We start from the raw sequence: 11,805 nt of genomic DNA, 5'->3' as shown, positions 1-11,805 counted from the left end.
GCTTGACCCTCAAAGAGCTAACAGTTGATTTTCTTAGGGAAAACCAGATAATACCTGTTGACGAAAACAGAATATACATAACCAAAAATACGCCTTTTTATGCCATAGAAGATATAAGATTTCTCACAGGTAAAACCCCTGAAACTATACTGATTTCTGAAGAAGAATTCAATGAAAAATTAGAAGAATATATCTCAAACCTTGAAAACAAAATTGAAGAAGAAGAGATAAAAGAAGATACATTCCTTGAAGACCTGTTAACAGGTTCAGATGCACCTGTAATACAGCTTATAAACTCCCTTTTTTTAAAGGCAATCAGAGCAAATGCCAGTGATATACATTTTGAGCCATTTTCAGACAAGGTTGTGATTAGATTTAGAATGGATGGGGTATTACACGAAATATCCACAGTCCCGTTGAACACATATCCACAAGTAGTATCCCGTATAAAAATAATCTCACGACTGAATGTTGCAGAGAAAAGACTGCCACAGGATGGTAGAATCAAGGTAAAAATCGGAGATAAAAAGCTTGATATGAGGGTATCCACCCTGCCTACTGTTTTCGGAGAAAGGATTGTTATCAGGCTTTTAGATAAATCTAATAAATTGCTTACCCTTGAAGAACTGGGATTTTTACCGGAAGACCTTGAAAAATACAGGAGAATTATAAAAAAACCATACGGCCTCGTTCTAATCACAGGTCCCACAGGTTCAGGTAAATCAACAACCCTTTATGCATCCCTTTTAGAGCTTAAAACACCCCGTAAAAACATAATAACAATAGAAGACCCAGTAGAATACCAGATAGACGGTATCAGTCAGATACAGGTAAATCCAAAGATAGACCTTACATTTGCAAATGGATTAAGAAGTATTTTAAGACAAGACCCTGATATCATAATGGTTGGTGAGATTAGGGATTTGGAAACAGCAGAAATAGCAATCCATGCCTCTATGACAGGACACCTTGTTTTATCAACACTTCACACAAATGATGCCCCATCAGCTGTTGCAAGACTTGTTGATATGGGAGTTGAGCCATTTTTAATTGCTTCATCTCTGGAAGGAGTGATAGCACAAAGGCTTGTTAGAACAATCTGCGAAAACTGTAAAACAGAATATATACCTTCAGATGCAGAAATTGAGGAAATCAAAAAACATTACAAAAAACCTGTTGAGATAAAACACCTATATAAAGGAAAAGGCTGTCAGGAATGCCTTGGAACAGGCTATAAAGGAAGAATGGCTATATATGAAATAATGGAAGTTGATGAGGATTTAAGAACTACTATATCAAAGAACCCCGAGACAACCGTTTTGAAACAAAAGGCAATTGATAAAGGAATGAAAACACTTATTGGGGATGGTATTTCTAAAGTCCTTCAAGGCAAAACAACACTTGAAGAAGTTCTACAGGTTGCACAGGTGTAAAGGATGCCATTTTTCAGATACAAAGCATACAATCAGGAAGGAAAGGAAATATCGGCAGTTGAAGAGGCCATCTCAGTATCACATCTCAAGGAAATTCTGAAGAAAAAAGGATTAATTCCTTATGAAATAGAAGAGGTTTCATCCCTCAAGAAAAAAAGAAAGTCTATCCTCCAGCTTGATATATTTTCAAAAAACAAAATAAGCAAGGAAGAGCTATCACTTCTTTTATACGAAATAGGAATTTTACTTGAAAGGAATGTTCATATAACCCAGATATTTGATATTTTGTCCAGACAACTGGAAAATCCTGTTTTAAAGGACACCCTTCTTTCTGCCAGAGAGTATATTCAGGAAGGAAGTAGCATTGCAGATGCATTTGACAAGACAGGTGTCTTCCCGAAATTTCTTGTTGAGATGATTAGAGCAGGGGAAACTTCAGGGGCACTGGACAAAGTATTTCTATCGGCTTCAGAATTCATAGAAAAACAAGAAGAATTTAAAAGGAAAATACTCAATGCGCTGATTTATCCTGTTGTTGTTATTGTTGTGGCTTTTGTTTCTGTAATTATAATAATGAACTTTGTAGTTCCTACTATCACAAAAATATATGCCCAGTTTGGTAGAGAACTTCCTACACTTACAAAAATTGTTGTTTTTTTATCAAAACTCACATCTATTTTCCTAAAAGCTTCTCCTATCCTTATTATTCTTGGCTTTTTAGGATATAAAAAATTTGTAACAAAAGAGATAATAGACAGCCTGAAACTGAAAATCCCATTTTTTAAAAAGGTTCATTTATACACGGTTTATCTCACATGGAGTAACACGATGTCCCTTTTACTAAAAGGAGGGCTCACACTTGATAGAGCTATACAGATTGCCAATGAAACAATAAATAATACAGTTTTAAAGAAAGATTTTGATACTGTTGCAAAGGAAATAACAAAAGGAAAACCCCTTTCACAACTTCTTGAAAAATATAAACTGCTACCTGAAGACAGTATCCAGCTTATAAAAATCGGAGAAGAGACAGGACAGCTGGAAAAAATGCTTGCCTTGATATCCCAGATATACAGAAAACAGACAGATAGATTAATTACCATATTCCTCAGTTATCTGGAGCCTGCTGTTTTGATACTCCTTTCGGTTGTAATCGGCTTCTTTGTATTTGCAACCCTTTTACCAATATTCAGCCTCAGTGTTAAATGATTTGTCCCCTCATGTTAAAATTTTCTTATTCCAAAGAAGGAGGGGAAAATGGGCAATTATCCACTTGTTGTTCTACCTGTAAGCGATGAAAACCTTGAGAAAATTATTCCTATAGCAGTTGATAAAAAAATAGATATGGTTGAACTCAGGATAGACCAGTTTTCTAATCTGGAGATTGATTACATTCTGGAAAAAGCCAGATTTGTGAAAAAATACGACCTTGGAATAATAGCAACTGTCAGGTCTGAGCGGGAAGGTGGAACAGCAATACCTGATGAAGAAAGAATAAAGATATTTGAGGCAGTGGTTGAATACTCTGACATACTGGATATAGAGCTTACATCAACCTCTATAAACCAAAAAGTGATAGAAATAGCAAAAGATGAAGGTAAACTCTCCCTTGTTTCTTACCATGATTTTGAGAAAACTCCTCTTGAAGAAGAAATTCAGGAAATAATAGATAAAGCAGCTTCTTTATCCCCTGATATTATCAAATATGCCTTTAAAGTCAACAGCTATGAAGATGTAAGCCGTATATTATGTGTAACTGCTAAAAATAAGGATAAAAAACTTGTTGCCATAGGAATGGGAGAAGAAGGAAAGATAACCAGAGTTGCAGGATTTTTCTTTGGGTCTATACTGACTTATACCTATATAGGCCAGTCCTTTGCACCTGGACAGATTGAGGCCTCTAAGCTTATTGAGGAGCTTAAATTTTATGGATTAAGGAGTTAAAAATGAAACATTTAACACCTGAACAGATTGAGGAATTAAAACAGACTCTTTTAGAGTGGAGAGAAAAACTCCTGAGTGAAACCCAGGAAAATGTTGGGGAGCCCCTTTCCTATGAAGGTGGAGATGAGATTGATAGGGCAGATGCAGAGGCAGGTAGACTTGTTATGCTAAGAAACCTTGACAGAGATAGAAAAGTTCTAAAAAGAATAGAGATGACACTTCAAAAGATAGAGTATGGCACTTACGGAATATGTGAGATGTGCGGTGCAGAAATTCCATACGAAAGATTAAAGGCAAGGCCAATTGCTAAACTTTGCATAAATTGTAAAGAGGTAGAGGAAGAAAACGAGTAGAGGGCAGATGCCATGAAACTGAAGATAAATGATTTTGATGCATTGATTGTTGTTGATATGCAGAAGGATTTTATGCCTGATGGTGCACTGCCTGTTCCGGAAGGAGATAAAATTGTTCCTGTTTTAAACCAGTATATACAGCTTTTTGCAGACAAAGGAAATCCTGTTTATTTTACGAGGGACTGGCATCCACCTAATCATATATCCTTTAGAGGACATGGTGGTATATGGCCACCCCATTGTGTTCAGGATACAGAGGGGGCAAAATTCCATCCAGACCTTAAAATACCTCTGGATAATAAATTCATTATTTCAAAAGGCACATCACGGGATTTTGATGCTTATTCAGGCTTTCAGGGAACTATTTTAGACCAGCTTCTTAAGGAAAGGGGAATAAAAAGACTTTTTATAGGCGGAGTTGCTACAGACTATTGCGTTAAAAATACAGTTTTAGGCGGACTTAACCTTGGTTATCAGGTATTTGTCCTTGAGGATGCAATAAAAGGGGTAGAGGCAAATAAGGGAGATATAGAAAAAGCAATAAACCAGATGCTAGAGAAAGGAGCAGTATTTATAAATTACGGTGAAATAGAATGATTTTAACCACAACAGACACTATATCAGGTAGACAGATAAAAGAGTATAAAGGTATTGTCGCTGCTGAGGCAGTTATAGGAGTAAATGTAATCAGGGATTTGTTTGCAAGTATAAGGGATTTCTTGGGCGGCAGAACCCGTTCCTATGAAAAAGAGTTAAATAAATACAGGCAAAAATTGCTGGAGGAACTGCAGGAGCAGGCTGCCGAAAAGGGAGCAAATGCAGTTGTAGGGATAAATTTTTCCTATGAGATGTATGAATCTATGCTTATGATTTCTGTATGGGGGACGGCAGTAGTAATTGAGTAATATGAAGTATAGTTACATATTTTCTTTAGATGAGGCAATAGACAGTCTAAAAGCTTTTGAAAAAGATAAATATCTATTTCTGGATACGGAAGTTGCTGTAAAATCCTTTAAAGATATTGATTTTTTCTCAGATAAAATTCGCCTTGTTCAGATAGGCAACTATAATGAGATATTCCTGTATGATATGTTTCTCATACCTGAGTTTGCCAAATACCTAAAGCCGCTGCTGGAACAAAAAGGCATTATAGGGCATAACCTTAAATTTGATATAAAGTTTCTCAAAACAAACTTTGATATTTTTCCCCAGATTGTTTTTGATACAATGATTGCCTCTCAACTACTTTCAGAGCATGAAGGGGAAAAGCATTCTTTACAGGCAGTAAGCTACCGTCTGACAGAAAACCATTTAGACAAAAGTCAGCAGGCATCGGCATGGGGATTAAGGGATTTATCTCAGGAACAGCTTGATTATGCAGCAAAAGATGTTGATATTCTCCGTGAGATTTTTCCTATACTCAGAGACAGGCTTAACAGCATAAAAACTTCCCATAAAGCCTCAGGGGAAATACATAAAACATTTTCCCTTGATAATGCTGTTGCAGTTGTTGAGATGGCATTTGTGCCCCAGCTTGCCCAAATAGAACTTACAGGTATGCCTGTTGATGAAAATGAGCTGAAAAAAATGCTTCAACAGGTATCACAGGACTACCAGAGAAAGTATATATCCTTTTATAGAAAGTATGGTGTTGACCCATTCTCACCTCAAAAGGTAACCGCATGGCTTACAAGCAAGTTAGGCCTTAAATTACCGAGAACACAAAAAGGCTCTCTATCCTCACAGGACAGTGCTCTGAGACAGTATATTGACAGAGCTGAAGTAAAAGAACTTCTGGAAATACGTTCTGAGAAAAAGACCCTTGATAAACTAAAGGAACTGAGTTCCCATCTTAGAAATGGCAGGATATACAGCGAATTTAAACAGATTGGAGCACCTACAGGAAGAATGGCCTCTTCCCGTCCTAATCTCCAGAATATAACAAGGGAGCTTAGAAAATTATTTAAAGCACACAAGGGTAGAAAACTTATAGTTGCAGATTACTCACAGATAGAACTAAGAATAGCCGCTGAGTATGTTAATGATGAAACGATGATAAAGGCTTTTTCGGAAGGAAAAGATCTCCACAGGTTCACAGCCTCCCTTATTCTTGGAAAGGAATATGAAGAAATAACCAAAGAAGAGAGGCAAATGGCAAAAGCTATCAACTTTGGCCTTATTTACGGTATATCTCCAAAATCCCTTATGGAATATGCAAAAAACAACTACGGTATAGATATAACCCTTAGAGAAGCCCAGAAGTTCCACGAAAGATTTTTTGAGGTGTATTCAGGATTTAAAAAATGGCATGAAAAGGTAAAAGAGGAACTTTCCAAAAAACACAGCATTGTTGTTTATTCTCTGCTTGGCAGGAGAATGGTTGTAAATAGATTTACAGAGGCGGTTAATTTTCCGATACAGGCCACAGGCAGCGATATGCTTAAAATGGCAGTTGTATTTTTCGGAAAACTAAAAGATGGCCTTGATGCAAATATAGTTAATCTGGTTCATGATGAGATTGTGGTTGATGTAAAAGAGGAAGATGCACCGAAGGCAAAGGATATCCTGTCAGAAAGTATGCTTCGTGCAGGGAAAATACTCCTTAAAAAAGTTCCTGTTGAGTTTGAAGCCCAGATAGTTGAAAGCTGGGCAGAAAAGTAGTTTATTCTTTTTTCTTTTTCACATACTTTTCCAGTAATTTGAGCATTTCCTTTTTATTATTTATCCTTGCAACATCTATAGGAGTTATTCCGTCTTTATCTTTTACTAATGGGTCTGCACCCTGCATCAGTAATAACTGGACTATATCTTTATATCCGTAAAATACTGCCCAGTGTAGAGCTGTTCCTCCGTGTTCGTCCTGATAATTGAGATTTGCACCTTTTGCAATTGCCAGTCTTACCCTATCAATATCTCCAAGCTGGGCTGCTGTTAAAAGCATATCATTTGGATTTGAGTTGTCTATTCTTTTACAGGCTGTTGAAAAAAGAGCAATCAGAATAACTAATACTGGCACTAATCTTTTCATTTTTCTCCTAATTTTTGGTTTTTAACAATTATAAAATATTCAGAACCATATTCTAATGCCAGCTATTATATCAGTGTATTCAGTTTTTTCCCCTTCTGATTTAGCTAAACTTTTTGTCTGACCATATAGCCTTGTATAAGAAATACCTATATAAGGGGCAATTTCCCTTTTTATCTCGTATCTGAGCCTCAAGCTTAGATTAATATCATTTATACCGGAACCTATTCCTATTTCTTCAATCTTTGAGAAAGAAAATGTTGTATCAAACTTAGGTTGTAAGGCTAACCTTTGGGTAAGCCATATATCATATTCTGCCTCAAAATCTCCATAAAACTCTCCCTTTGTTGTGAGCCTTAAGTTTGTATCCACCTCAAACATATACGGTGCAAGTCCTTTTAAACCGACAACAGCCATACTCCTGTTTCCGCCATCAGATTTATATGAACCTGTATAGCCTGCACCAATCCTGAAGTCCCAGAAGGGAGATATGGCTTTACCATAAAGCAGGTCTAAGTTTTCTATATCTCCGCTTCCTGTATTAACATTGTGTTCTCCTTCTATTTCCAGCCATACTTTCTGGTAATCTCCACCATACCAGCCTGTAATCTCATAATCTATTCGGTGGCCGTTATCAATTGCATACTCAATTCTGTCAAAAAGCAGCTGCCCGTAATAAATCGGTTCCATGGGCTTGATAGGATGCAAATTACATTTTTTCTCCTGAGCATACACAAAAGAAGTTATTAATAATCCTACAGTTAATATCTTTTTAAACATAATTTCCTCCTTAACAGACTTGCAGAACTCTAAACATACCTGTATGCATGTGATAAAGGATGTGGCAGTGGAATGCCCAGTTTCCTATGGCATCACTATCTATTTCTACACAAACCTTTTCACCGGGCTTTAGATTTATTGTATGTTTTCTGGGGTTAAACTCTCCGTTTCCATTTTGTAGATACATCCAGATACCGTGTAGATGCATAGGATGGTCCATCATTGTATGGTTGATAAACATTATTTTTATTCTTTCATTTAGTTTTGCTTTAATAGGTATTTCAAATTTATCTGTTAGTTTCTTTCCATCATAGGAATACATCTTCCAGATAAATCTTTCCATATTTCCTGTTAGATGAATATCTATCTGTCTAACCGGTTTTCTGACAGGATGGGGCTGGAGACTTTTTAGGTCAGAGTAAGTTAAAACCCTGTGCTGAACCTTTTCCAGTCCGACACCTGCTTCATTTAATCTGCATACTGGATTTTTATTTATCATTGCTGCATCAACTCCGAAGCTATCAGGTATCATCAGAGGTTTACAATCTCCGCATCTATCCATCATACGCATATCTTTCATATGTCCCATATGGTGATGCATTCCCCCCATTGCTCTCATGCTTCTTTCTGCAGGAGGTCTTTGGGGTGGAACCGGAGCAGATAAACCTTTTTTATAGGTTAGGGTTCCCCTTGTATAACCGCTTCTGTCCATTGTTTCTGCAAAAATTGTATAGGCATTTTTATCAGGCTGAACAATCACATCATAGGTTTCTGCTATCGCTATTCTAAATTCATCAACTACAACAGGTTGAATATTCTGGCCATCTGCCTGAACCACTTTCATTTTTAAGCCTGGAATACGGACATCAAAATATGTTGCCGCAGAGGCATTTATAAATCTTAAGCGGACTTTTTCACCTGGATTAAATAGAAATTCAGGGTTTTCCTCAGCTGTTTTTCCATTCATCAGATATGTATACGTTGCACCTGTTATATCAGCTATATCCCGGGGGCTCATTCGCATTTTTGCCCACATAGACCTTTCTCTCAAAGTTCTTTGAAAACCTTTTTCTTTTATATCTCTTATAAGGTCTGAGATAGTTCTTTTGTGGTAGTTGTAATATCCATCCCATTTTTTTAGATGCATTAAGACATCATAAGGGTCTTCAAATGTCCAGTCTGATAAGACAATCACATACTCCCTGTCATACTCAAATGGTTCTGGTTCTTTTGGGTCTAAAATAAGAGGCCCATACAAACCAAGCTGTTCCTGCAAGCCTGTATGGCTGTGATACCAGTATGTTCCAGATTGAACAACAGGGAATTTATATGTAAAACTGCTTTTTGGCGGAATTCCGTCAAAAGTCAGTCCCGGAACACCGTCCATCTCATTGGGGATTATAAGACCATGCCAGTGGATTGAGGTAGATTCATTCATATCGTTATAAACCTTGATAATTGCCCATTTTCCCTCTTTTAGTCTTATAAGGGGTGCAGGAAAATTATTGTTTATGGTAATGGGCATTCCCTCTCTGTTTCCTATAGATAGGGTTTGTTTTTTTATTACCAGTTCATACTCAACGGTGTTTTCCGTTTCTTTTCTGTTTGCTACTGTAATGCCCCTATCTGCTGCATAAACAGGGAGTTTTAATCCTGTAAATCCTGCCATAGAGAGCATGATGGAGGTTTGTAAAAGCTTTCTTCTTGATATTTCCATAACTTTCTCCTGAAAGTCAGATTTTATTAATAACTCTGTATAAAAATAATTAACCTGTTTATGATTGTGAACATATTTTTGATTTTCTTGGGATATATGGATAAATTGGTTATATGGAGTTTGTAAAAGACGAAGGAATAGTTTTAAGGAAATCGCTGGCAGGGGATTATGACCTTTCTATAACTGTTTATTTCCGCAAGTATGGGAAAGAAAATATCTATATCCCAAAAGGACAGCTTTTAAAATCCCCTTTTTTACATGTAACAGAGCCTTTTTCCTGGTTTTATGGGGTATATTTCAAAAGAAAAGAAAAGTTTTTCATAAAGGAGTTAGACCGTTCAAAAAGTCTTGGCCTTGAGATAGCAAAAGATATAAACAAACTAAAGACCGGATTTGAGATTCTTAATATTTTTAACAAATATGTGATTTTTCCAGATGAAAAAGTTTTTATACTGCTGAAAAAAAGCCTTTACTATCTTACAACAGATATAGATACAGACCTTTTCCGTTTAAACTTTCTGGCCAAGCTGATTTATCTGTCTGGTATTTATCCGGAGCTTAATCAGTGTGTTAGATGTTCTACAAAAATAAACAAGTATAACTATGGTTTTTTATCTACAAATGAAGGTGGGGTAGTTTGCAAAAAATGCACTAAAAAGAGGGATAATCTAACTTATCAAGATATTGTAACCCTGAAACTCTTAAAAGATATAAGATTCCAGAGTCTAAATAAACTAAAACTTGTTTCTACACCCAAACTTGAAAACTTTTTAAAAGATTATTTATCTAAAAATCTGTAAAGTTTGACTTTTATAACGTAAATTACTACTTTTTATATTATCAGTCTTGATTAGGTGATTAAGATGGCATCTTTAGAAGAAAGAATAAATAGGAATGAAGAAAAGATAGATAGGCTTGAATCTATGATGATGCGGGTTTTGTATGTTCAGCAACAAACACAGATAGAGATTCAGGAGCTAAAGGAGGAGATGAAGGAATTCAAAGATGAAATGCAAAAAACAGTTGAAGAAATGAAAAAGGATACACAAAAACTGAGACAAGATATGAACAAAAAATGGGGAGAAATGGCAAACAAGTTAGGAACTATAGTTGAAGATATAATAGCACCTGCTACTTCTCCTGTAATAAAAAGATATTTCAATTGTGAAGTAAATGATTTACAGGTCAGGCGTAAGAAAAAAGATATAAAAACAGGTTTAAAAGATGAATTTGATGTTATTGCAGTAAGCGATGAATGTGAAACAGTTTTTTTAATAGAAGTAAAATCTTATCCTAAAGTTGAATATATAAACGAATTTAAGGATAAAAAAATAGATAGATTTTTTAAGCTATTTCCTGAATACAGTAGTTATAAATTAGTTCCCATTTTTGCCAGTTTGAGACTTGAAGATGATATACTCAATTATCTGACCAAAAACAAAATTTACGCAATGGCTTATAGAGAATGGGACTATATGGATTTACTTAATTTTGACAAAATCTAAATATTCTGTTTTCCTTCTTCCAGACTTATATCCTTAAGCCAGTCTTTATTTTCCAGATACCATTCAACAGTTCTTTTAAGTCCCTCATCTATATCTATTTCAGGTTTCCAGCCAAGTAATTTTTCTGCTTTTTCTATATCTGCCCAGGTTTCCTTCATATCAGCTTTATGGAAAGGTCTGTATTCTATCTTTGCCTTTTTTCCCAGTAAGTTTTCTATTTTTTCAATTATGGTTTTCAGGGATATTGGATTTTTCCCACCACCAAGATTTATGATTTCATATCCTAAAGGCTTCATTGCCAGTATTGTTCCCTTTGCAATATCATCAACATAGGTAAAATCCCTTGCCTGTGAGCCATCTCCAAATAGTTTTATCGGGGTTCCTTCATCTATCCATTTAATAAATCTGAAAATACTCATATCCGGTCTTCCAGCAGGACCATAAACGGTAAAGTATCTAACGACGGTAATATCCATATCATAAAGATGATGATATGTATAAGCCATCACCTCTGCAGCTTTTTTAGAGGCAGCATAAGGTGATATAGGAGTATTTACAGGTAAGGTTTCTTTGAATGGCATAGGTTGTCCTGCATAAAGGGAGGAAGTGGAAGCAAGCACCATCTTTTTAATACCTTTTTCTTTCATCATTTCAAGAAGATTTAATGTTCCCTGAGCATTAGTCTGGAGATAAACATGGGGATTTTCCATTGAGTATCTCACGCCGGCACGGGCAGCTATATTTAAAACAGCATCAAAATCAAAATTATCAAACAGAACCTTTAAAGCTCCTAAATTTTCTATATCAATCTCAAAAAATCTGAAGTTTTCATACTTTTCAAGGTCTTTTTTTCTCCATTCCTTCAAACGAACATCATAATAATTGTTCATATTATCTATTCCAACAACATTAAAGCCACTTTCCAGTAAAAATTTTGCTGTTCTCCAGCCTATAAATCCTGCTGCGCCTGTTACAAGAATAGTTTGTGTCCCTTTTGCTTGCATTTAACCACTCCTGATATAATTTGAAAACCTATAAATTATAACAC

The 11,805-nt window shown here is 35.8% G+C and carries 13 protein-coding genes; 9 read left to right on the top strand and 4 right to left on the bottom strand.

Annotated elements, in window-relative coordinates; translation table 11 throughout:
• Positions 1-2 precede the first annotated feature (2 nt).
• From MVE07_RS06955 to MVE07_RS06925, 7 genes are read left to right on the top strand one after another with little or no spacing between them, the layout of a single operon-like run.
• The gene (locus MVE07_RS06955; protein WP_297455710.1) at positions 3-1,433 is read left to right on the top strand and encodes a GspE/PulE family protein; all 1,431 of its coding nucleotides are present in this window, start codon (positions 3-5) and stop codon (positions 1,431-1,433) included.
• A gap of 3 nt (positions 1,434-1,436) precedes the next feature.
• Positions 1,437-2,642 carry a type II secretion system F family protein gene (locus MVE07_RS06950; protein ID WP_297455708.1) on the top strand — a complete coding sequence of 402 codons (1,206 nt, stop codon included), beginning with the start codon at positions 1,437-1,439 and terminating at the stop codon, positions 2,640-2,642.
• Positions 2,643-2,690: 48 nt separating this feature from the next.
• Positions 2,691-3,377, top strand: a complete 687-nt coding sequence (gene aroD, locus MVE07_RS06945) for a type I 3-dehydroquinate dehydratase (RefSeq protein ID WP_297455706.1) — start codon at positions 2,691-2,693, stop codon at positions 3,375-3,377.
• A gap of 2 nt (positions 3,378-3,379) precedes the next feature.
• Positions 3,380-3,730: a TraR/DksA C4-type zinc finger protein gene (locus MVE07_RS06940; protein ID WP_029522751.1), complete on the top strand. Its 351-nt coding sequence runs from the start codon at positions 3,380-3,382 to the stop codon at positions 3,728-3,730.
• Positions 3,731-3,742: 12 nt separating this feature from the next.
• On the top strand, positions 3,743-4,327 hold the full coding sequence (locus MVE07_RS06935) for a nicotinamidase (RefSeq protein ID WP_297455704.1): 585 nt from the start codon (positions 3,743-3,745) through the stop codon (positions 4,325-4,327).
• Positions 4,324-4,635, top strand: a complete 312-nt coding sequence (locus MVE07_RS06930) for a heavy metal-binding domain-containing protein (RefSeq protein ID WP_297455702.1) — start codon at positions 4,324-4,326, stop codon at positions 4,633-4,635. The genes MVE07_RS06935 and MVE07_RS06930 overlap by 4 nt, the downstream gene beginning before the upstream one ends.
• Before the next feature lies 1 nt (position 4,636).
• Complete coding sequence (locus tag MVE07_RS06925; RefSeq protein ID WP_297455700.1) at positions 4,637-6,391, top strand: bifunctional 3'-5' exonuclease/DNA polymerase; 1,755 nt, start codon at positions 4,637-4,639, stop codon at positions 6,389-6,391.
• 1 nt (position 6,392) lies between these two features.
• Here MVE07_RS06925 and MVE07_RS06920 read toward each other — a convergent pair whose 3' ends face one another.
• From MVE07_RS06920 to MVE07_RS06910, 3 genes are read right to left on the bottom strand one after another with little or no spacing between them, the layout of a single operon-like run.
• Positions 6,393-6,758, bottom strand: a complete 366-nt coding sequence (locus MVE07_RS06920) for an ankyrin repeat domain-containing protein (protein WP_297455698.1) — start codon at positions 6,756-6,758, stop codon at positions 6,393-6,395.
• Positions 6,759-6,797: 39 nt separating this feature from the next.
• On the bottom strand, positions 6,798-7,535 hold the full coding sequence (locus tag MVE07_RS06915; protein WP_297455697.1) for a copper resistance protein B: 738 nt from the start codon (positions 7,533-7,535) through the stop codon (positions 6,798-6,800).
• A 10-nt stretch (positions 7,536-7,545) separates the two neighbouring features.
• Positions 7,546-9,252 (bottom strand): copper resistance system multicopper oxidase, encoded by a 1,707-nt coding sequence (locus tag MVE07_RS06910; RefSeq protein ID WP_297455695.1) that lies wholly within the window; start codon positions 9,250-9,252, stop codon positions 7,546-7,548.
• 113 nt (positions 9,253-9,365) lie between these two features.
• On the opposite strand from MVE07_RS06910, the gene recO reads away from it, so the two are divergent.
• Both recO and MVE07_RS06900 read left to right on the top strand, forming a co-directional pair.
• Entirely contained in the window at positions 9,366-10,052 is a 687-nt protein-coding gene (gene recO / locus MVE07_RS06905; protein ID WP_297455693.1) for a DNA repair protein RecO, read from the top strand.
• Positions 10,053-10,115: 63 nt separating this feature from the next.
• The gene (locus MVE07_RS06900) at positions 10,116-10,757 is read left to right on the top strand and encodes a hypothetical protein (protein WP_297455691.1); all 642 of its coding nucleotides are present in this window, start codon (positions 10,116-10,118) and stop codon (positions 10,755-10,757) included.
• On the opposite strand, the gene MVE07_RS06895 is transcribed toward MVE07_RS06900, so the two are convergent.
• Positions 10,754-11,761, bottom strand: coding sequence for an SDR family NAD(P)-dependent oxidoreductase (locus MVE07_RS06895; protein ID WP_297455689.1), 1,008 nt, complete (start codon positions 11,759-11,761; stop codon positions 10,754-10,756). The genes MVE07_RS06900 and MVE07_RS06895 overlap by 4 nt on opposite strands.
• Positions 11,762-11,805 lie beyond the last annotated feature (44 nt).

Source organism: Persephonella sp., assembly GCF_027023985.1.
Classification (GTDB): domain Bacteria; phylum Aquificota; class Aquificia; order Aquificales; family Hydrogenothermaceae; genus Persephonella_A.
The sequence above is the reverse complement of the archived record's forward strand: the minus strand, read 5'-3'. Positions and strand labels throughout refer to the sequence as shown.